The sequence below is a fragment of the Rothia nasisuis genome, assembly GCF_928381405.1.
GTDB lineage: Bacteria > Actinomycetota > Actinomycetes > Actinomycetales > Micrococcaceae > Rothia > Rothia nasisuis.
This window is the reverse complement of sequence record NZ_CAKMSB010000001.1, coordinates 55,274-76,588: the sequence shown is the minus strand read 5'-3', so window position 1 is coordinate 76,588 and position 21,315 is coordinate 55,274. Positions and strand designations below refer to the sequence as shown.

At 58.0% G+C, this 21,315-nt stretch carries 18 protein-coding genes; 15 read left to right on the top strand and 3 right to left on the bottom strand.

Annotated elements, in window-relative coordinates; all coding sequences use genetic code 11:
- Positions 1 to 66: 66 nt before the first annotated feature.
- The 12 genes from coaE (at position 67) to L6966_RS00260 (ending at position 14,497) form a co-directional block, all read left to right on the top strand.
- On the top strand, positions 67 to 624 hold the full coding sequence (coaE, locus tag L6966_RS00315; RefSeq protein WP_372237708.1) for a dephospho-CoA kinase: 558 nt from the start codon (positions 67 to 69) through the stop codon (positions 622 to 624).
- Positions 625 to 853: 229 nt separating this feature from the next.
- Entirely contained in the window at positions 854 to 2,686 is a 1,833-nt protein-coding gene (locus tag L6966_RS00310) for a BCCT family transporter (protein WP_237223844.1), read from the top strand.
- An 86-nt stretch (positions 2,687 to 2,772) separates the two neighbouring features.
- On the top strand, positions 2,773 to 4,917 hold the full coding sequence (uvrB, locus tag L6966_RS00305) for an excinuclease ABC subunit UvrB (protein ID WP_237223845.1): 2,145 nt from the start codon (positions 2,773 to 2,775) through the stop codon (positions 4,915 to 4,917).
- 82 nt (positions 4,918 to 4,999) lie between these two features.
- On the top strand, positions 5,000 to 6,208 hold the full coding sequence (locus L6966_RS00300; protein ID WP_237223846.1) for an MFS transporter: 1,209 nt from the start codon (positions 5,000 to 5,002) through the stop codon (positions 6,206 to 6,208).
- Between the two features lie 163 nt (positions 6,209 to 6,371).
- Positions 6,372 to 7,568 carry a TerC family protein gene (locus L6966_RS00295; protein WP_237223847.1) on the top strand — a complete coding sequence of 399 codons (1,197 nt, stop codon included), beginning with the start codon at positions 6,372 to 6,374 and terminating at the stop codon, positions 7,566 to 7,568.
- Between the two features lie 255 nt (positions 7,569 to 7,823).
- Positions 7,824 to 9,116: an enolase C-terminal domain-like protein gene (locus tag L6966_RS00290; RefSeq protein WP_237223848.1), complete on the top strand. Its 1,293-nt coding sequence runs from the start codon at positions 7,824 to 7,826 to the stop codon at positions 9,114 to 9,116.
- 45 nt (positions 9,117 to 9,161) lie between these two features.
- Positions 9,162 to 10,538 (top strand): sugar porter family MFS transporter, encoded by a 1,377-nt coding sequence (locus L6966_RS00285; RefSeq protein ID WP_237223849.1) that lies wholly within the window; start codon positions 9,162 to 9,164, stop codon positions 10,536 to 10,538.
- A 38-nt stretch (positions 10,539 to 10,576) separates the two neighbouring features.
- The gene (locus L6966_RS00280) at positions 10,577 to 11,005 is read left to right on the top strand and encodes an RbsD/FucU family protein (RefSeq protein ID WP_083092962.1); all 429 of its coding nucleotides are present in this window, start codon (positions 10,577 to 10,579) and stop codon (positions 11,003 to 11,005) included.
- 3 nt (positions 11,006 to 11,008) lie between these two features.
- Positions 11,009 to 11,878, top strand: coding sequence for an amidohydrolase family protein (locus tag L6966_RS00275; protein WP_083092959.1), 870 nt, complete (start codon positions 11,009 to 11,011; stop codon positions 11,876 to 11,878).
- A gap of 2 nt (positions 11,879 to 11,880) precedes the next feature.
- Entirely contained in the window at positions 11,881 to 12,852 is a 972-nt protein-coding gene (locus L6966_RS00270) for an aldo/keto reductase (protein ID WP_237223850.1), read from the top strand.
- Between the two features lie 13 nt (positions 12,853 to 12,865).
- A complete protein-coding gene (locus tag L6966_RS00265; RefSeq protein WP_237223851.1) occupies positions 12,866 to 13,744 on the top strand; it encodes a fumarylacetoacetate hydrolase family protein in 879 nt (292 codons plus the stop codon).
- 3 nt (positions 13,745 to 13,747) lie between these two features.
- On the top strand, positions 13,748 to 14,497 hold the full coding sequence (locus L6966_RS00260; RefSeq protein WP_237223852.1) for an SDR family NAD(P)-dependent oxidoreductase: 750 nt from the start codon (positions 13,748 to 13,750) through the stop codon (positions 14,495 to 14,497).
- 52 nt (positions 14,498 to 14,549) lie between these two features.
- On the opposite strand, the gene L6966_RS00255 is transcribed toward L6966_RS00260, so the two are convergent.
- On the bottom strand, positions 14,550 to 15,266 hold the full coding sequence (locus tag L6966_RS00255) for a FadR/GntR family transcriptional regulator (protein WP_083092937.1): 717 nt from the start codon (positions 15,264 to 15,266) through the stop codon (positions 14,550 to 14,552).
- Positions 15,267 to 15,383: 117 nt separating this feature from the next.
- Between L6966_RS00255 and L6966_RS00250 the strand changes: the two genes are divergently transcribed.
- Positions 15,384 to 15,767 carry an SdpI family protein gene (locus L6966_RS00250; protein ID WP_237223853.1) on the top strand — a complete coding sequence of 128 codons (384 nt, stop codon included), beginning with the start codon at positions 15,384 to 15,386 and terminating at the stop codon, positions 15,765 to 15,767.
- Between the two features lie 79 nt (positions 15,768 to 15,846).
- Here the strand turns inward: L6966_RS00250 and L6966_RS00245 are convergent, their stop codons facing one another.
- Positions 15,847 to 17,259, bottom strand: coding sequence for an alpha/beta fold hydrolase (locus L6966_RS00245; protein WP_237223854.1), 1,413 nt, complete (start codon positions 17,257 to 17,259; stop codon positions 15,847 to 15,849).
- Between the two features lie 156 nt (positions 17,260 to 17,415).
- Between L6966_RS00245 and L6966_RS00240 the strand changes: the two genes are divergently transcribed.
- Positions 17,416 to 18,096, top strand: a complete 681-nt coding sequence (locus L6966_RS00240; RefSeq protein WP_237232639.1) for a hypothetical protein — start codon at positions 17,416 to 17,418, stop codon at positions 18,094 to 18,096.
- A gap of 324 nt (positions 18,097 to 18,420) precedes the next feature.
- Positions 18,421 to 18,672 carry a hypothetical protein gene (locus tag L6966_RS00235; RefSeq protein ID WP_143539213.1) on the top strand — a complete coding sequence of 84 codons (252 nt, stop codon included), beginning with the start codon at positions 18,421 to 18,423 and terminating at the stop codon, positions 18,670 to 18,672.
- Here the strand turns inward: L6966_RS00235 and L6966_RS00230 are convergent.
- Positions 18,669 to 21,272, bottom strand: coding sequence for a DEAD/DEAH box helicase (locus tag L6966_RS00230; protein ID WP_237223856.1), 2,604 nt, complete (start codon positions 21,270 to 21,272; stop codon positions 18,669 to 18,671). The two genes, L6966_RS00235 and L6966_RS00230, sit on opposite strands and share 4 nt — an antisense overlap.
- Positions 21,273 to 21,315: the final 43 nt, after the last annotated feature.

Sequence of the window (21,315 nt, the reverse complement as noted above, 5' to 3'; positions counted from 1 at the left end):
ACGCTTGTGGTAACGCGCATTGGCCTGACCGGCGGTATTGGGTCGGGTAAATCGACGGTGGCAAAGATGCTGGTGGAGTGCGGCGCTGTGCTGATTGACGCTGATGCTATCGCACGAAAGCTGATGGAGCCGGGGCAGGAGGTACTGGCGGTAACCGTCCGCACCTTTGGCGAGGGGATACTGACCCCCGACGGATTACTTGACCGCGCTGCTCTTGCGGCTCTAGTGTTCGCTAATGAAGATGCCCGTGAAAAACTCAACGCCATTGTGCACCCCGCAGTACGGGCTGAAGCGGCGCGGCTACGAGAGGTAGCCGTACAAGAGCGGGGGCAGGGCGTGGTAATCGTCGAGGATATCCCGCTACTAACAGAGACTGGCCAGGCAGCAGATTTTGATGGGGTGATAGTGGTTGAAACACAGCTGGAGGAGCGCCTACGGCGCCTCATACAGGTACGGGGTATGAGCGAAACAGACGCCCGCGCCCGCATTGACGCGCAGGCCAGCGATGAGCAGCGCCGGGCGATTGCCACCTGGGTGATTGATAATTCGGGAAGCGAAGAGCACACTGCTGCGCAGGTGCACGAGGTGTTTACCAAAATCACAGCAGGTTCTTTACATGAATAAATTTTAAATCGCTGATATTTGAACTAGCGGTTTAAAAAATTTGTTGTGACCTGTAAAAACGGGTGAGAACAAGAGCCTGCAGAAAAATCAAGTAGTTCTATCTCCCCTGGAAAACAATTCCAAGCCCTCTTATTGTTGATACGTTGCCCAGAGACCGGGCAGCCGCTGTGCGGGCGGTGGATGCAAGGGGCCCACACAGTAATACACTTATTTCCACCGGGATAATCCTGTGCTGAACAAGTTACACGACAGACTGGGGCTGCGAACCAACCCCATCATTTTCTTCTCATCTGCACTCTTTATCATCGTCTTTACCCTGCTGATGATGGCCTTCCCCACCGCCATGTCCGACGGAATCGGGGCTGTCTCCGACTTCATCATCACCTACCTGGGCTGGGTCTACACCCTGGGTATCGTCATCTTCTTTGTCTTCCTGATCTACATGGCGATGAGCCGGTTCGGGCGAATAAAAATTGGCGACGACGACGCAGAACCCGAATACTCCGGCCTGGCCTGGTTCGGTATGCTCTTCGCAGCCGGTGTGGGCGCCGTCCTGCTCTTCTGGGGCGCGGCAGAACCCATCACTCACTACGCCAACCCGCCCTACGACGGGGTAGAACCCCAGTCAGACAGGGCAGCCCTTGAAGCCCTCTCCATCGCCAACTGGCACATTGGCCTGGGCGTCTGGATTATCATGACCGTCCCGGCCCTGGCCTTTGGCTACTTCACCTACAAACGCAAGCTACCCCCGCGCGTCTCCTCCACCTTCCAGCCCCTACTGGGCGAGCGTATCCACGGCCCCATCGGTAAGAGCATTGACTCGGTAGCCATTATCTCAACCGTCTTTGGCATTGCTGTTTCGGTAGGGCTGGGCGCCCTGCAGATCAATTCAGGCCTGGGCATCATGTACGGTGTCCCCCTGGGCGGCTGGATTCAGGCTGCCATTGTCGCTGTTATTACCGCTGCCGGTATTACCTCGGTTCTCATGGGTATGGACAAGGGTGTGAAGCGCCTCTCCTATATCAATATCCTGCTGGCTATTGCCCTGATGCTCTTTATTCTGATGACCGGCGCAACCCGCTTCGTCACTCTCGGCACCATCGAGTCCGCCGGTTACTTCCTGCAGAAGCTTCCGGTGATGATGCTCTTCAACGATACTTTTGCTGATACCGGTTGGATTGGCTCTTGGACGGTCTTCTACTGGGCCTGGACCGTGACCTGGGCCCCCTTCGTCGGCCTCTTTATCGCCAAGATTTCTCAGGGCCGCACCATCCGCCAGTTTGTTGTCGGTGTGCTGGCTGCCCCCACCACCTTCACCCTCATCTGGGTCGGTGTCTTTGGCCTGAGCGCGTTCAACATCGAGCGCAACGAGAACGGTACCCTGGTCCAAACCGTAGCGGTCGAAGGCGATATTCCTGCTGCCCTCTTTGAATTCCTGGGCCACTTCCCGCTCTATCAACTGGTAGCTGCAATTACCCTCGTGGTGATTACCATCTTCTTCATCACCTCCATTGACTCAGCGGCCCTGGTGATGGACGCAATCGCTAACGGCCATGAGGATCCGGCCCCTAAGAAACAGGGCATCTTCTGGGCTGCTTCAATCGGCGTTGTGGCAGCTTCTATTCTGGTAGCGGCAGGAGATAACGGCCTGACAGCCCTGCAGAACGTCATTATTGTGATTGGCTTCCCGGTGTGGCTCATCGGCTTCATGCAAATGTGGATGCTGGTGCGTGCTCTGCGTGAGGACGCCGGCGAATTGCCTCCCATGCGCACTCGCCAGTGGAAGCAGGTTATCCCCCTCGAGGAGTACCACCGCCGAGCCCAGGAGGACTTCTCTTCCATTGAGGAGGTCACTATTCGCCCCGAATACGAGCTGGGTACCGAACCCGAGTTTGAGGGTCTAGTACCCAATACCGGGCAGATCCCCGTGGTAACAGCCGAAGATATCGCCGAGGACGCCGCCGCCAAGAAAGCAGCCTCAAAGCCGGCTGAAGAGCAGGGAACCCACACCGCGGTGGTGACAGGTGAGCTGCCTGCCACCGGCATTGATCTCAAGAAGTAGCGCCGCGGTAGGCGATTCGTCACCCCCCAACAAAACTAGTACATATGTTCTAGTTTTGTTGGGGGTTTTTCGGTAGGGTAGAGGGCATGAGTCTTGCCCAGGAAATTAAACGAGTCGTCGCTCCCTTTGAGGTCATCTCCGAATACCAGCCCGCCGGTGACCAGCCCAAGGCAATTGCGCAACTGACTGAGCGCGTTCAGAACGGCGAAAAAGACATCGTACTCATGGGCGCGACCGGCACCGGTAAATCGGCTACATCCGCCTGGCTCATCGAATCTGTGCAACGCCCCACCCTGGTTCTGGTGCAAAACAAGACCCTGGCTGCCCAGCTGGCCAACGAGCTCCGTGAGCTACTGCCCAACAACGCGGTGGAATATTTTGTCTCCTACTACGACTACTATCAGCCAGAAGCCTATGTTCCGCAGACCGATACCTTCATCGAAAAAGACTCGTCCATTAACGAAGAAGTTGAGCGCCTTCGTCACTCCGCTACCAACTCCCTGCTGACCCGCCGCGACGTCGTCGTCGTCGCTACAGTCTCCTGCATCTACGGCCTGGGCACCCCCGAAGAATACGTCGCCCAAATGGTCACCCTGCGCCAGGGCGAAGAAATAGATCGCGACGAGCTACTGCGCCGCTTCGTGGGGATGCAATACGCCCGCAATGATCTAGATTTCCACCGCGGCACCTTTCGCGTGCGCGGCGACACCGTAGAAATCATCCCCATGTACGAGGAAAACGCCATCCGCATCGAGTTCTTTGGCGACGAAATCGAAGCTATCTACACCCTGCACCCGCTCACCGGTGACGTCATCCGCGAAGAGACCGAAATGTATGTATTCCCGGCCTCCCACTACGTTGCCGGTGCTGAACGCATGGCCCGAGCCATTGCCTCCATCGAGGACGAACTGCGCGACCGCCTGCAAGAACTCGAATCCCAGAACAAGCTGGTTGAAGCCCAGCGCCTGCGCATGCGTACCCAGTACGACCTGGAAATGATGGAGCAGATGGGCTTCTGCAACGGCATCGAAAACTACTCCAGCCACATTGATGGCCGCGCTCGCGGTACCGCTCCGCACTGTCTGCTGGACTACTTTCCCGACGACTTTCTGCTGATTGTGGACGAATCTCACGTGACTATCCCGCAGATTGGTGCCATGTATGAGGGGGATATGAGCCGCAAGCGCACCCTGGTGGAGCACGGTTTCCGTCTGCCTTCTGCCATGGACAACCGCCCACTCAAGTGGGAGGAGTTCCTCGACCGCATTGGGCAGACCGTCTACCTCTCAGCTACCCCAGGTAAGTACGAGCTCTCTCAGGCTGATGGAGTGGTGGAGCAGATTATTCGCCCCACCGGTTTAGTTGACCCAGAAATCGTGGTCAAGCCTACGGAAGGGCAGATTGATGACCTGCTCGAAGAGATCCGTGTGCGTGTTGAGCGTAACGAGCGCGTACTCGTCACCACCCTGACCAAGCGTATGGCTGAGGATCTCACCGACTACCTGTTGGAGCACGGGGTCAAGGTACAGTACCTGCACTCCGATGTCGATACCCTGCGCCGAGTGGAGCTGCTGAGCGAACTGCGTCAAGGCGTCTTTGATGTACTGGTGGGTATTAACCTGCTGCGTGAGGGCCTGGACCTCCCCGAGGTCTCCCTGGTTGCTATTTTGGATGCCGATAAGCAGGGCTTCTTGAGATCGACTACATCGCTGATTCAGACAATTGGCCGAGCCGCCCGAAACGTGGGCGGCCAGGTACACATGTACGCCGATAAAATTACCGACTCCATGCGCACCGCTATCGACGAGACCAATCGTCGCCGCGAAATCCAGCAGGCCTATAACCGTGAGCACGGTATCGACCCTCAACCCCTGCGCAAGAAAATTGCCGATATCACGGACGCTTTGGCTCGTGAGTCTGAAGATACTGCCGAACTCTTAGCCACCCGTAAGGGGGCATCGGGCAAGCTGGCACCGACCAAAAAAGGTACCAAGTACGCCTCAACCAGCCCTGAAGCTGAGGAGCTCTTTAGAAAGGTTGAGGCGCGTGTACGCCAGGACGGTCTGGCTGCGGCCCCCGCTGAGGATCTGATGGGGTTAATTGAAGAGATGCACGCTCAAATGATGCAGGCTGCTGAGGAGCTCAAGTTCGAGTTGGCTGGCCGCTTGCGCGACGAGATTGCCGACCTCAAAAAGGAGCTTCGCGCTATGCAAGAAGCAGGGCACGCCTAGCGGGCAGGGAGTAGTGAGGAGCATCCCACAGCTGGTGGTGTAGACTGGCCAAGTTTGCGTCCGAACCACCGCAGGAGCTTCAATGAGCCAGAAGACCGCGCGCACTAGCGTTGCCCGTATGCCGGGTATGCCCCAGATTCTGCTCACCTTTGGGCTGAGTATCTGTAGCCTCTCGCTTCTGCTCCCTGCATCCCCGGCCTGGGCGCTGGCAGGTGGGAGCGGCTCCCTGGGGGCAGGTGCTACAAACGCGGTACTCATGGCCGTCACGGTGCTGACCCAGTTCAGCGTCCCAGCTCTTACTCGTCGTTTCTCCTGGGCACTCGTACTGCCGGTGGGCACCCTCTTCATGGGGCTACCCTCCCTGATACAGGCCCTTAGCCCAGACCTGCTCAACGTCCTTGTTACTTCGGGCCTGCGCGGTATTGGCTTCGGCATCGTCACCGTCTGTTGCTCCTCAGCTATGTCCTACCTCATTCCGGTCGAATACCGCGGGCGAGCCGTAGGGCTTTACGGGCTGGCAGCATCCGGTGCTCAGCTCTTCTTCACGCCCGTTGCCCCCTGGGCTCTTGAAACCTTCGGCTACCGTTCTGTGATTTCAGCCGGAGCAATTTCCGCCATTGCAGCCCCCTTTGCCCTACAGCTGGGGCGACTGGTTGACCACTTCATGGCCGAACAGCGCAGTGAGCAGCGGGGGAGCGAACCTACCTCACTCACCTCAACAGCCACCATAATTGCCCGTATCTGGCCTGCCCTGCTGACGCTCACCCTGGTCACTAGCGTCGGCGGTGCTTTCATGACCTTCTCCACCAAAATCGCTCCCACCGCCACCCTTGCAACCGGTGCCCTGCTGTTGCTTTGTGCCCTGGCAACTCCCACCCGTCTGTACGGGGGATCGCTGACCGACCGCTTCGGCACCCGTCTGCTCATGGCCCCGGTGCTAGCGGTCACTTCTCTGGGTGTGGCGGCAATAGCCTGGGTTGATGGAGCTGATCGAGGGTCTGTGTTCCTCCTGCTGGTTGGTGCCACAGTCATCGGTTTTGGCTATGGCTTCCTTCAATCCGTGACCATGGTACGGGCTTTGACGGACGCCGGCGGGCTCGAGACGACCCAGCGTGCCTCAGTCGCCTGGAACTCTCACTTTGACATCGGTACCGGCTTGGGTGCCCTTGCTATCGGTGCCGCCGTCCAGGCGACCAGCTTCACCGTAGCCTGGGTGGGTGCCGCCGTCCTGTTGTTGGTCTGTGCCCTTGTGCTCGGGATTAAGGACGCCCGTGCGTCTGTTCAAAAGTAAGAAGATGGGTTATAGTTGTAGACCGAGCAAGGGAGTATCCCACTAATTCCTGCATCGTCAGCACGTTGATCGAAGGCGCCCAACCGGGGCAGGAAACCACTCATTCGGGTGGTGGGAGAGACTTGTGGATTTTGGCAAACCCCAACCACAAGAAAGGCTCCCAATGCATATCACTGGGTTGCAGTGGGGTGTGACGATTGCGTTCATCCTGGCACTGCTTGCTTATGACTTCTTCTTCCACGTGCGTAAAGCACACGAACCCACCATCAAAGAGGCCGCGATTTGGTCGGCTGTCTACGTGGGTATCGCCCTGCTCTTTGGCCTGGTCATCCTCTTTTGGGACGGTACCCAGTACGCGGCCGAATACTATGGTGGCTATATCACTGAGAAGGCTTTGAGTGTTGATAACCTCTTTGTCTTCTTGATTATCATGGCCTCCTTCCGCGTGCCGCGTGAGGACCAGCAAAAGGTTCTGCTCTTCGGTATTATCTTCGCAATTATTGCCCGTACTGTCTTCATCTTCCTCGGTGCCGCTGCTATTGAGCGCTGGAGCTGGGTCTTCTACCTCTTCGGTCTGATTCTGATTTACACTGCCGGTAACCTCATCAAGGGTGAAATCACCGATAAGGAAGAAGAGGACGAAGCCAACAACATCGTGGTGCGCCTGGCTAAGAAGATGTTCCACACCGTTGACTACTACGACGGCGACAAGCTCTTCACCGTTGAAAACGGCAAGAAGGTTATGACCCCCATGTTGCTGGTCATGGTTGCTATCGGTGGTACCGATATTCTCTTCGCCCTGGACTCCATCCCCGCGATCTTCGGTCTGACCCAGGAAGCCTACATCGTTTTCACCGCGACCGCCTTCTCACTGATGGGTCTGCGTCAGCTCTACTTCCTGATTGACGGCCTGCTGGATCGCCTGATTTACCTCTCATGGGGTCTATCGATCATCCTGGCCTTCATCGGTGTCAAGCTGCTGCTGCACGCCTTGCACGAGAACACCCTGCCCTTCATCAACGACGGCCAGCCCGTTCACGTTGTTGAAGTGACCATCGGATTCTCACTAACCGTCATCGTGGGCGTCCTGATTGTTACCGTGCTTGCGTCCCTGCTTTCACCCAAGGGCAAGGCACTGGCTACTATTCAGAAGGTTCAGACTCTGTCTGAGAAGTATCTGAACCTGCCCGCCGATGCTTCTGAGGCTGAGCGCGCTGAGATTCAGCGCCAGCTGGATGAGCAGGTTGCTAAGTCCCGCGAGATTCCGCAGAAGTACCGCGATGAGTTGATTGAGTCTGAGAACGAGTACCAGGATTTGGTGCGCCGCGCTCGTAGCGCTCACGCTGAGCGCACTGCCTAGCTTATAAAATAAGCCGCCGTCTCTTCCCGAGTAGGGGAGAGGCGGCGGTTTTTCTCTGCCTTTGGAGCGGGGCGGCATGATTGTAGTTCCTCGCTCCAGAAAGCTTCAATTTTTTACTAATATTTCATTGGTCCGACCTGTAGGGGAATATTTTGAGGATTCTTCCCTCAAATCACGCTTGACCCATCAAGACATCCTATGTTTAGATACCTGTAGACAAAATCTGTAACTGGAATCACGAACCAAGGATGTCAAGTGAGCACCTTTACTACCTTTAAAGTCCACGATTTGCGTTTTCCTACATCGCAGCACCTCGATGGCTCGGACGCCATGAACCCCGACCCCGACTACTCCGCCGCTTACCTGACACTGCACACCGATGCAGGCGATAGCGGCCACGGCTTCGTCTTCACCATTGGCCGCGGCAATGACGTGGTCTGTAAGGCTATTGAACTGGTTGCAGGCTGCATCGCCGGGCGGGACGCTGAGGCAGCCCTCGCTGATCTTGGTGGGGTGTGGAAGGAACTGGTAGGGGACTCCCAACTTCGCTGGCTCGGCCCCGAAAAGGGTGCCATGCACATGGCTATTGGCGCTGTTGTTAACGCCCTGTGGGATTTGCGAGCAAAGCGGGAGCAGAAGCCCCTCTGGCTGCTACTGGCAGAACTGTCGCCCCGGGAGATTGTTGACCTGGTGGACTTTCGTTACCTGAGCGATGCCCTGACCGAAGAGGAAGCCCTCGATATTTTGACCCGGGCAGAGAGCGGCCGCGCAGACCGCATCAAGGAGCTGCGCGCCAAGGGTTATGGGGCCTACACCACCACACCCGGCTGGCTAGGCTACTCCGATGAGAAGCTGGCCCGCCTCTGCAAGGAGGCGCAGGAGGAGGGCTTCCCTCAGATTAAGCTGAAGGTCGGTGCAAGCCTTGAGGATGACGTCCGCCGTCTGGGCATTGCTCGCAAAACCTGCGGTGAGGGCTACCCCATCGCTGTTGATGCCAACCAGAGATGGGATGTTTCGGAGGCGATTGAGTGGATCGAGGCGCTCAAGCCCTTTGACCCGGCCTGGGTCGAAGAACCCACCAGCCCCGATGACGTCCTTGCCCACGTAGCCATAGCGGAGGCTATCGCTCCGGTACCCGTAGCGACCGGTGAACACTGCCAGAGCCGGGTTTTGGCCAAGCAGTTCTTTCAGGCCAAGGGTCTTAGTATCTATCAGATGGATGCCTGCCGTGTAGCAGGCGTCAACGAGAATATCGCCATTCTTTTGCTGGCTACAAAGTTTGGCGTTAGAGTCTGCCCCCATGCCGGTGGCGTGGGCCTGTGCGAGCTGGTCCAGCATCTTTCTATGTTCGACTTTATCTCGGTCTCAACGGAACTTGACCCCCGCATGATTGAGTACGTTGATCATCTCCACGAGCATTTCATCACCCCGGTTAATGTTCACGACGGCCGCTACTGGCCTCCCGAGGCTCCCGGTGCCGGCGCTGAAATTCTTGAATCGACCGTGACTGAATACACCTACCCAACTGGTCCAGTGTGGGCCCAGTAGGCTCCTTGGGCAGTGTTGCCCACCGAAAGTGAAAGGTTTACTACCATGGCTTCTGTAGTACAGAATCCAACTGCCGATGCTCTTGACCACTCTAAAGAGCCCATCACCGGCAAAGTGATTATGATCGCCGTCCTCGCTGGTTTCTCCGGCCTGCTCTACGGCTTTGACTCCGGGGCTATCTCTGGTGCTCTGCCGCAGCTCATTGACCTGTGGGGACTGACCGATGGCCAGGTCGGCCTGGTCACTGCCCTGCTCCTCTACGGCGCGCTACCCTCAATCGTGGGTGCCACCCTGGCCTCTCGCTACATCGATCGCCGTCAGCTCTTGCTTATTGCCGGTGTTATCTTTATCGTGGGTTCTATCGTCTGTGCGGTAGCTCCTACTGTTGAGGTGCTCATGGCAGCCCGCTTCGGCCTGGGCTTTGGTATCGGTATTGCCAACATGTTTGGCCTGATTTACCTCTCTGAGCTAGCCCCCACCCGCATTCGCGGTATGCTTACAGCCCTCTACCAGCTGGCCGTTAACTTCGGTATTCTCGGTGCTTTTACCGTGGGCGATGTTTACCAGAATGTAGAGCACGGCTGGAAGTGGATGCTGGGCCTGGGCGTTGTACCTGCTGTTATCTTCTTCATCGGTATGTGGATCGCCCCTCCCTCACCCCGCTTCCTCATTACCCGGGGCCGCTTTGAAGAAGCTCGTGACGTACTGCGCAAGCTCCGCGCCACCGAAGACATCGCAGATGCTGAAGCCCTCGAAATCCAGCGTATTGCCTCAGAAAAGAACGCCGGCATCGGCGAACTCTTCTCCAAGGCCCGCAAACCCCTTGTGTTGCTGATTGGCCTGACCTTCTTCCAGGTCTACACCGGTATTAATGCTGTGGTTTACTACGCCCCGATTATCTTCGGCACCATGGAAGGCCTGGGCGACCGGGCGGGCATGATCGCCAACTATTCCGTGGGTTTTGCGCTGGTTATCTCAACCGCTGTCTCCCTGCCCCTCATCGAACGTATGGGGCGCGTCAAGCTCCTGGCCATTTCTATGGCAGGTCAGGCCGTTGCCATGACCGTGCTCTGGCTCTTCCCCGAATCAGGATGGTTCACCGTTGCCGCGGTTTTTGCGTACACCTTCGCCTTCGGTTTTGGTCTAGGCCCGGTCTTCTGGCTCTACGTGCCCGAGATTCTGCCCCTCAAGATGCGCGCTATCGGCATGGGTGTTATTACTTTCACCCAGTACCTCTTCAACGCCATCTTCGCCAACATGGTTCCCACCTGGATGACCCAGTTCGGTTCCCTCACCTTCCTGGCCTTCGGCATCCTCTCCGTTGCGGGTGTACTCTACGTAATCTTCCTGATTCCTGAAACCACCGGTAAGTCACTCGAAGAAATTGAGCGCGAGCTGGCCTCAGGCAACCTCAAGGCCTAACTAACCCTATCCACCGCGATTCCCGGGAGGCGGCGTCCTTGCTGAACTCAACCATCATCCACCCCCAGCTGCTAGCGGCCCTGGCCCGCTGCGGCCACGGCACTAAAATCCTTATCTCTGACGGTAACTATCCGCATATCACCGGAGCCCCGGCAGAGGCTGAGCGGGTCTACCTCAACTTCAGCCGCGGTCTACTCACCGTCAGCCAGGTCCTGAGCGGGCTTGTACCACTGCTCAACTGTGAACAGGCCGAAATCATGCTCGATGAGAACCTCACCGAGCGGCCCGTGATTGCAGACTACCGCCAGCAGCTGGGGGAGACGGTTGAATTTATTGGCCATGAGCGGTTTGACTTTTATGCCGCGGCTAAGGAGCAGGACGTCGCCCTGGTGATTGCCACCGGGGACGATCGCCAGTACGCCAATCTGCTTCTCACCGTCGGGGTGAGGCCAGAAGGAGCTGAATAAACCGTGAGCACCACACCGTATGCGGTGAGCGACGCCCACCTACACCTATGGGACACCAGCCGCTTCACCTATCCCTGGATGGGCAGCGTCCGCGGCCTACCTGAGCTCGCCGAGCCCGCCCAGCTCCCGGCCCTAGCCACCAGCGCCACCGTCGTCGTTGAAGCGGGTGTCGCACAGGGAAGCGAATGGGCCGAACGCACCTGGGTCTACGAGCATGCTCAAACCCACCCCTGGATTAAGGGGTTCGTCATGGCAGCAGACCCCAACGCCCCCAACTGGCGAAATCTCATTGAAAAAGCAGCGGCCGACCCCTTCGTCGTAGGCATCCGTTACAACCTCGAAGGCCTTGCACCCGGCCAGATACACACCCCTATCATCGAAGACTTCATCGTTGAGGTACTCAACGCCGGGGTTGTCTTTGATGTGTGCATTCGCCACCAGCAGTTTGACGAACTCTACCGACTTCTCTCTGCGGTACGGGCTCGCACCACTGAAAGCTACCTGGTGCTTGACCACCTGGGAAAACCGCCCATCGCCACTGGTGACCTCGAAGACTGGGCCAAGGCCTTAGCTGTCTTCGTCAAACTCCCCGGAGTTATAGGCAAACTTTCAGGCCTACCCGCAGAAGCCGACCCCGGCCGTCCCCTCATCGAACAAATCATTCCAGCGCTCAAGGTCGCCATGTTCCTTTTCGGTCCTGAGAGGCTCATGATCGGCTCAGACTACCCGGTCTCCCGCGTGCCCGGCGGCTACGGATCCTGGCGCTCGCTCGTCCGCTCACTGCTTACCCTGGGGTTTACCGACCACGAGGTAGAACAGATTTCCCAGGGAACCATGCGAACTGTCTACGGCATACCCCAGAAGGAGGACTAACCATGAACATCATCGACGACCTCAAAGCCCGAGGCTCCTTCGGCTTCGGCGCCGCTCAAATTGGCAACCTCTACCGTCCCATCGATGATGAGACCGCCCACCGGGCCGTAGAAGCCGCCTGGGATCAGGGCATCCGCTACTTTGACACCGCCCCGCACTATGGGCTGGGCCTTTCTGAAACCCGCCTGGGTGCTGTACTAGCCACCAAGCCCCGCGACGAATTTATTGTCTCCACCAAAGTCGGCCGCCTACTACGCCCCAACCCCGAACCCCAGGGACAGGACGCTGAGGGATTCGCGGTAGCCGATGACCTTACCCGCGTACGTGACTACTCCGAAACCGGGGTACTTACCTCCATCGAAGAGTCCCTAGAACGCACCGGCCTTGATCGCATCGACATCGTCTACATTCACGACCCCGATGACCATTGGGAGCAGGCCTCGACCCAGGCCGTCAAGGCCCTCAACCGCCTTAAAGATGAGGGTGTGGTGAGGGCCTGGGGCATCGGCATGAATCAGGCTGAGATGCTCCACCGCTTCGTCACCGAAACCAACCCCGACCTCATCATGCTGGCAGGACGCTACACCCTGCTTGAACAGGGAGCCCAGAAGGAGTTACTACCTGCCTGCCTGGCCAATAATGTGGGGGTTGTGAATGTGGGCGTCTTCAACTCTGGTCTGCTTTCTAAGCCGCGCCCGGCTGCGGATGCCACCTACAACTATGAGCCTGCACCTGCCCAGCTCATTGACCGCGCCAACCAGCTGGCAGATTTGGCAGAGAAGCACGGGGTTACTTTGCCCGAGGCGGCCCTGGCCTTTCCCTACCAGCATCCGGCTGTGTGCAGCGTCGTGATTGGCATGCGTACCGCCGAGCAGGTCACCTCCAACGTGCAGATGCACACCCAAGCCCAGAACGTCCCCGCCGAGCTCTGGGAAGAAGCCCACGAGCTTGGCTACATCACCTCACACCGGTAGGAAGGAAAACACCATGGAACTACTGCGTCTAGGAGCCAAGGGCTCAGAAACCCCCGTTCTCAAACGAGGGGAGACCTACTACGATCTCACCGAGCTGGTGGGGGATATTGATCAGAAAATTTGGGGCAAGCTCGATGCTATTCGGCAGGCTGCGGACGCCGGTGAGCTGAAGGAGCTGGCAGGGGCAAAAGACCTGCGTGTGGGTTCACCCGTCGCCGCAGCCGGTTCGATTATCTGCATCGGCCAGAACTATGCCGCCCACGCTGCTGAGTCGGGAGCTGAACCGCCTACCGAGCCGGTGGTCTTCTTCAAGAGCCCCAACACCATCACCGGCCCCTATGATGAGGTGGGTATTCCGCCGCAGTCACTCAAGACTGACTGGGAGGTTGAGCTGGCTCTGGTAATCAGCAAGCCTGCCGCCTACCTGAAGTCCAACGAAGAAGCCGCTGCCTGCATCGGCGGCTACATGGTAGCCAACGACCTCTCAGAGCGTGAATACCAGATTGAGCTCTCAGGCGGCCAGTGGTCTAAGGGTAAGTGCTTCCCCGAATCCATGCCCCTGGGGCCGGTTCTGCGCACCGCCGACGACTTTGACCCTCGCGCCGTGAACCTGCGTAGCTGGGTCAACGGTGAAGCCCGCCAGGACTCCAATACCTCAGACATGATTTTCTCGGTCGAAGACATTGTGCGCGAACTCTCCTGGTTCATGCGTCTGGAACCCGGTGACATTATCTCCACCGGCACCCCTGAGGGGGTGGCCTTCTCGGGCCGCTTCCCCTACCTGACTGCGGGGGACACCACCGACCTTGAAATTGAGGGCCTGGGTGCCCAGAAGCAGACCTACTACCAGGTTGAAGTTGAAGGTAGCCGTCTTGAGAGCCGAGGAGCCTAAGTCATGGGTGAATTTACCGGACTCAAAGCTATTGTGACTGGCGGTGCATCTGGCTTGGGGCAGGCTACAGCCCAGGAGCTTTTGAGCCGCGGTGCAGCTGTTGCTGTACTGGATTTGCGGCCTGAGGGGGCACCCGAAGGAGCGCTGGGAATTCAGTGCGACGTTTCGGATGCTACGGCCGTAGCTACCGCCGTACAGCAGGCAGCGAGTGAGCTGGGCGGTATTGATATTGTGGTCAACAATGCCGGCATTGGTGCCCAGGGCGATATTGCCGCTAACGACGATGACGAGTGGGCGCGGGTGCTGAGCATCAACGTCACCTCGGTAGCCCGCGTGACCCGCGAAGCCCTGCCCTACCTGCGGCAGTCAGAGCACGCTGCGGTAGTAAACACCTCATCCATAGCAGCTACCGCAGGTCTTCCCCAGCGCGCCCTCTACTCAGCCAGTAAGGGAGCCATCTACTCCCTGACTCTGGCTATGGCGGCAGACCATATTCGTGAAGGTATCAGGGTCAACTGTGTGAACCCCGGTACAGCCAACACCCCCTGGATTGCTAACCTCCTAGCCAAGGCCGACGACCCGGACGCTGAGCGGGCAGCCCTCAACGCCCGGCAACCCCACGGCCGTTTGGTTGAACCCTCAGAAATTGCCCAGGCAGTCTGCTACCTGGCTAGCCCCCTCAGCGGCTCCACCACAGGCGTAGCCCTGGCCGTCGACGGCGGTATGCAGGGGCTACGACTGCGGCCCCAGTAATGGTTTACAAAAAGAAGGCGGAAGAGACCTGCGTGGGCTGCTCCGCCTTCTGCTATGCCCAGAGGCTAGAGGTTTCTTTGATAAACCGTTCAACCCCGCAGATATGGTGTGTCATTACGGCTCGGGCAAGAGCCGGGTTTCGCTCAGTTAGGGCATCAACAATGGCCTGGTGCTCAATAAGGGTGCGTTCTACCGCTTGTGAATCTGTGAGGCCACGCCAGATACGAACTCGTGTGGTGTGGGAAGCTAGGCTGTCAGTCAGACTCGCCAAATAGGAGTTATCGGCTAGATTCAGGACGAATTGGTGAAAGGCGATATCGTGCTCAACGAGAGTGTTGATAGTTGAAACATCTGTATCGGTGGCCCCACCCTGTTGAAGGGCCTGGCGGATGGTCTGCATCTGTTCTTCGAGCTCAAGGATGTCTTGGTCGGTTATGCGGGCAGCGGCTTTCTCGACGGCGGCGGCCTCAAGTATTCTTCTAACTTCAAAGAGCTCAAGTAGGGACGATTCTTGATGCAGGTCAAGAATGAAGGAGACGGCGTCGGTCAGGTAGTCGGTGCCCAGGTCGGTCACGTAGGTGCCGTCGCCCCGGCGGACGTCCAGAACTCCGATAACTTCGAGGGCCTTGACTGCCTCGCGCAGGGAGTTGCGGGAGAGCCCTAGGTGCACCCCGAGTTCTTTCTCAGGGGGGAGCCTATCGCCGGGCTTGAGTTCACCATCAATAATCATCTGTTTGATGGTCAGGATTGCTTCATCAGTCAGAGCCATAAGGCTATTTTACCGAGGAATAGCGGGAAAACCTGCCGGTTTTATGCCCGCAGCTTCCGCTCCTTCAAGGGTTTATGTAAAGTTGACCTTATCTTGAATGTTTAATCAAGGAGTCCCGTGAGTCCTCTTGCTCTTTTGCCCTTATCCGTGAGCCTTCTCATTGTAGGCGGTCTTTTCCTGATCATAGCGCGTATGGGGCGAGCCGGTACCCTGAGCCGTAATGGGCTCATAGGGATTCGTACCAATGCAACCATGCAGTCGGATGCCGCCTGGTATGCGGCCCATAGGGCGATTGCTCCCAGCCTGCGGGCCTGCGCCTGGGGTTACATGGCTGGGGCGGTTATCGTTCTTGGCCTTGCGCTGGCTGCTCCAACTGCTTTCGTGATTCCGGTTGGTCTAGCCTTTTTGATTCTTCCCACTATAGCTATGGTGGTAGTCGCCATGACAAGAGGTAAGTCCGCGGCCAATGAAGCCCACCTGGCCTGGGAACAGGAACAGTAGGTTTCCCCAGCCCATACCTGAACAAAAGGCCGAGAGGTGCACCCGCACCCCTCGGCCTTTTTTGTCTGAGCAGACCCCGTTAGCGCATATCAGCCAGCAGATTCTTCAGGTGGCCCAGGATCAGGGGACCGTCAGCGCCCAGGCCGTCGTGGTGGTGGGTCATGGACGTCCACACGCAGGTGTTCCCCACAAACTCGGCTGTCTTCATGGAGTGGGCATAATCCACGTACACATCAGGCACGTAGGCCGCTGCAACCAGGGGAACCTCGTTGCGGGCCAGCTGATCGTGATCATACAGGCGGCCCCAGTCCTTTTTCTCAGCCAGCAGCTGGGCAACCTCAGCCAGCGGGCGCAGGGCCGGGTCCTCCTCGTAGTACCAGGGGAAGATATGCTCGCCGGTCAGCAGCAGGGGAGAGGCGTCCTCGGCAAAATCCGGGCGCTCAGCGTACATGCGGGCAGCAGACCAGTTAGTCGGCGACGCAGACGGCGAGGTGCCCCCCAGCTCCTGGGCGGGGCCGTCCGCATAAATCGTCTCGTGCAACAGGCCATAGAGAGGGCCAGCCTGAAAGCTCACCTGCCCACCCACGGCAGCCAGGAACTGATCTGACAGCCACCGCTCAGACTCAGCAAAAGCTGATTCCAAGATGAAGTGCAGGGAATGCTTATAGGAGTTGCCTCCCAGAATATTGCCCAGCATCTGAAAACGGTGCGGGGTCAGGCGTTCGCCGGTGGGCAGGTATTCCTCGTTTTTGGTCAGGTGCTCGCAGATACGGACGGCCAGGCCCTTATCTTCGGGGTACCAACCGTAGTATTCTTCGGTGCGCTCCTTCATGCGGTCGAGGGTGGAGCGGTAGACCTCGTCCACGTGGGCGCGGACGGGGGCGAGCCCGGCGGTCATGCGGGAGTCCTTGACGGACTCGGGGGCAAAGGAGAGATAGGCCAGGGTTAAAAAGCCGCCGAAGCTCTGGCCCATGGTCGACCAGCGCTTGTCTGTACGATCAGCGAGCAGGAATTCACGGACGACCTCGGCGTCGGCAATGATGGAATCGGCACGGAAGAGCTCACAGAACTCAGCCTGCACCTCGGGGGTGCCCTGGGATGTGATGACGCGGGCAGAGAGCGGGGTGGAATTGCCGGTGCCGCGCTGATCCAGCAGTATCAGGCGGTGGGTCTTGGCCAGCTCCTGCACCCAACCACCTTCAGAGATAGGGCGGGGGCTCTTACCGCCGGGGCCACCCTGAAGGTAGACCATGTAGGGGCGCTCATCGACGGAGCTCGTCAGCGCGTCAGAGGTATCGATGACCTCCCGGGCAAAGATTGTGATGGTCTCAGAAGCGAAGCGGGAATCAAGGGCAGCTCGCTCATCCTTACCAAAAATCAGGCCGTGGGTGAGGGGCACGGTAAACCAGTGATCGATGAGCGTGAGAGAACCGATGGTGTGAGTGGCCCCGACTCGATAGGCTGGCGCGGGGAGCTGAGGGTGGGCAGGCATAAGCTTCAATCTTTCGTTACAGGTTGATGCATTTTGGATTAACGCTACCGCACCGCCTCATCTTTGGTTGGCCGTCTTTGATTAGACCTGCTTAAGCGGGTGGGTAACTTCAGCATGTGGCACTGCTAGCCTGGCAGAGTAACCTAGTGGTGGGCGGTGACCGCCCTGACTGGGCAGGCTAAAGCCCAACCGAAGGATATAACACTATATTGTTATATCTATAAATATAACGGTATAGTGTTATATATGTTTGTGATGACCGTAGACCAGCGCAACTCAACGCAGACAGGGATTGACCTCATCCCTCAGCTGCACCGAGACCTTTCAAACAACAGCTCAATCACCGCTCCGCTCAGAGAATTTCAGAGAACTGCCGGCGATGAAGTGCAGGCTGTATTTGATAACCCACATAACCTACTCACAACCACCCGGGTACTGGCCCGCCAGGGTAGCTGGCATATAGGCATCGGTTCAGGTATAGTCAATCAGCCCCTGCCCAGCGAGGCCCGTGCCGGTAGCGGTCAGGCTTATAGAAACGCAAGGTACGCAGTTGAGCGATCTAAAAAGTCGCCCGGACACATCGCTTTCGAAGGAAGAAGCCGCTTTGCTCCGCTCATCGAAGCCAGCCTCCAGCTGGTCATGGGACTTGAAGAAGATCGCAACGATACCTGGCAAAGCATGGGTGAACTATACGATCGGGGCCTGTCTCAACAGGCTATTGCAGAACAATGTGGAACATACCAGTCCGCAGTAAGCCGGGCGCTCAAGCGGGGGCGCTGGCATGAAACACGAAAAATCCTCAAAGAGCTGGCACACCTGTTAGAGGAGGAGCTATAAATGGCGTTTGTAGTGTATAGCCTACTGGGATTGCTGGTGGTCTTATCTCTTAGCTGGTTCAAGACACCCAGGCCTAGCCGTGTCAAAGTTTATCTTCTGGTGACTCTACTCGTTGCTACGGTGTTTAGCGCAACCCTTTTACCGCCGGTGGAATCACCGGCAATAGAATATCTTGGCCCGGTAGCTCTCTTGGCTGGGGGGCTAGGCGGCTCTGTACCCGCAGCATACTGCGTAGGACTGCTGGGGGCCCAGCCAGGAGGCGCAGATCCAACACACCAACTTGTGAAAGGTAGAATCGGGCCATTTCGATTCAAGGCGAAAATAATGAAATCTCCAGAGCAAGTTGGAGTGGCCGGTGGAGGCCGCCTCATCGGCATCTGCGAACGCCTTGCCGTCATACTCTGCCTGATGACATCACAGGTAAACCTGTTGGCAGTGATTGTCGCGGTCAAGGGCCTGGCCCGTTACCCAGATATTAAAGCTGGGCATCTGACAGCTGAGAAATTTATTGTCGGTACCTTCGTATCCTTACTTTGGGCTGCGGGGTGCGCCCTGATAGCAATCAACCTGCGTTAGAAGGCCCCTACACTCTCAATCAGCACCACGGGCGCGCCCTCCTCATCCGAGGCATCCAAATCGACCCTGGCCCTGATGCCGAAGTCATGGTTATCCTCCGGGTCAGCAAAGACCTGGCGCACCAACCAAAAACCGGGGTGGGCCGCCACATCATCATCAATCTCAATCAGACGCGGGGAGCGGGCGTCCGCGTCCGTATAGATATCCTCGTACTCATCGAAGTAGTCATCCAAGGCCTGCCCCCAGCGGTCAGCGTCCCAGCCCGAGCGCTCGCCGTCCAGCTCGCCCAGCAGGCGGTCCCGCTCGTCCGCAAACAGCTCCACCCGGCGGAAGAGGGCATTGCGTACCATCACCTTAAAGGCACGGACGTTGCGCGTCACCTTGGGTGCCGACTCGGCAACGAGCTCCTCGAGAGAGTCTTGCACCGGAGCTCCCTCTTCACCTGCGGCCAGACGCTCCCACTCATCCACCAGGGAGGAATCGGTCTGCCGGATAACCTCGCCCAGCCACTCGATTACATCGGTGAGCTCATCGGTCAGAGCAGACAGTGGCACAGTCTGGCGCAGGGCCTTATAAGCATCCGAAAGGTAGCGCAGCAAAATACCCTCGGAGCGCTCTAGTCCGTAATATTTGATGTAGTCGCCAAAGCCCATAGCCCGCTCGTACATATCGCGTACCACGCTCTTGGGCTCAACCTCAAACTCCTTCATGAAAGGGGCACTGGCAGAGTAGGTTTCAAAGGCCTGTTCCAGCAGGTCGGCCAAGGGTTGCGGGTAGGTGATGGTATCGAGTTCAGCCATGCGCTCGTTGTAGTCCATCCCCTCGGCCTTCATCTCAGCCAGGGCCTCGGTTTTGGCTCGCTTCTCCTGCCCGATTAATACCTGTCGGGGGCGCTCTAGGGTAGCCTCAATGACCGAAACGGCATCCAGGGCGTAGGACTCTGACTCCTGATCGAGCAGAGACAGCGAAGCCAGAGCGAAGGGGGAGAGAGGCTGGTTCAGGGCGAAATTCTCCTGCAATGAGACAGTCAGACGCACGGTGCGACCAAACTCGTCGGGCTCTGGCAGACGCTCTACCACACCCCCGTTCAGAAGCTCCCGGTAGATACCGAGCGCCTTGCGCTTGAGGGCCCGCTGCTTAATAGGTGGCTCGTGGTTGGCGGTCAAGAAAAGCATGACGGTCTCAAAGGGGTCAGCCTCGCGCTGCAACATATTGAGCATCATAGAGTGGGTCATCTGGAAGGAGGAGGTCAACGGCTCAGGCTCAGCGGCAATAATCTGCTCGAAGGTCTTCTCACTCCAGGCCACAAAACCCTGCGGAGGCTTCTTCTTTTTACCGCGTAGAGACTGGGCTATCTTCTTCTCATCCCCATTGAACTTCTCCCTGGCCTTGGCTTCAAGCCGGTTGTTCTCAATGTCGTGTTCGGGGGCCTGGACCACCACGTAACCGGCGGTATCAAAGCCGGCTCGGCCCGCGCGTCCAGCAATCTGGTGGAACTCACGGGACTTGAGGCGGCGGGTGCGCTGCCCGTCAAACTTTGACAGGGCGGTCACCAGCACAGTACGGATGGGGACGTTGATACCCACACCCAGCGTATCGGTGCCACAAATAACCTTGAGCAGGCCCGCCTGGGCTAGCTGCTCCACCAGGCGGCGGTACTTGGGCAGCATGCCGGCATGGTGAATACCGATGCCATTCTTGATGTACTTTTGCAGCTGCTTGCCGAAGCCCGCTGAGTAGCGGAAGCCCGCGGTCAGCTCGTTGATGCGGGCCTTATCCTCCTTGGACGCAATAGCCAGGCTCATCAGGGCCGCGGCCGTATCGATAGCCTGCAACTGTGAAAAGTGCACAATATAGACCGGGGCCTGGTGGGTGGACACCAGCTCGTCCACCTTCTCGACCAGGGGCTCCCGGGAGTAGGTGTAGTTCAGCGGAATCGGGCGGGTCTCGCTGGTGACCAGGGCCGTGCCGCGCCCGGTCAGTTCCGTCAGCTCGCGTTCAAACCGGCTGGTGTCGCCCAGGGTCGCGCTCATGAGCAGGAACTGGGCCTGGGGTAGATCCAGCAGGGGCACCTGCCAAGCCCAGCCGCGCTGGGGGTCAGAGTAGAAGTGAAACTCATCCATGATGACCTGGGTTAGGTCGGCTCCCTCACCCTCGCGTAGTACGATGTTAGCCAAAATTTCGGCGGTACAGCAGACAATAGGCGCACCGGCGTTGATAGAGGAATCGCCGGTCACCATCCCCACGTTCTCAGCCCCAAAAATCTCACAGAGATCGAAGAACTTCTCAGAGACCAGGGCCTTGATAGGTGCGGTGTAGTAGGAGCGCTGGCCAGCAGCCAGCCCCATAAAGTGGGCGGCAACTGCCACGGTCGACTTGCCGGAGCCGGTGGGAGTAGCCAGAATGACGTTGTTGCCCGCTGCCAGCTCCAGCACAGCCTCGTCCTGGGCTGGGTAGAGCTCCATGCCGCGGCTGGTAATCCAGTCAGTAAATGCTTCGTAGGCTTCGTCGCCGGTGAGCGGGTTTGAGGCAAAATCGCCGCGGAAATAGGGCTTGGCCTTATCGGCTAAAGAGGGGGAAAGAAAGGGAAGAATCTTCATGATCCTTCTAGTTTAATAGACCGGTCAAGACAGAGGCGGGTGT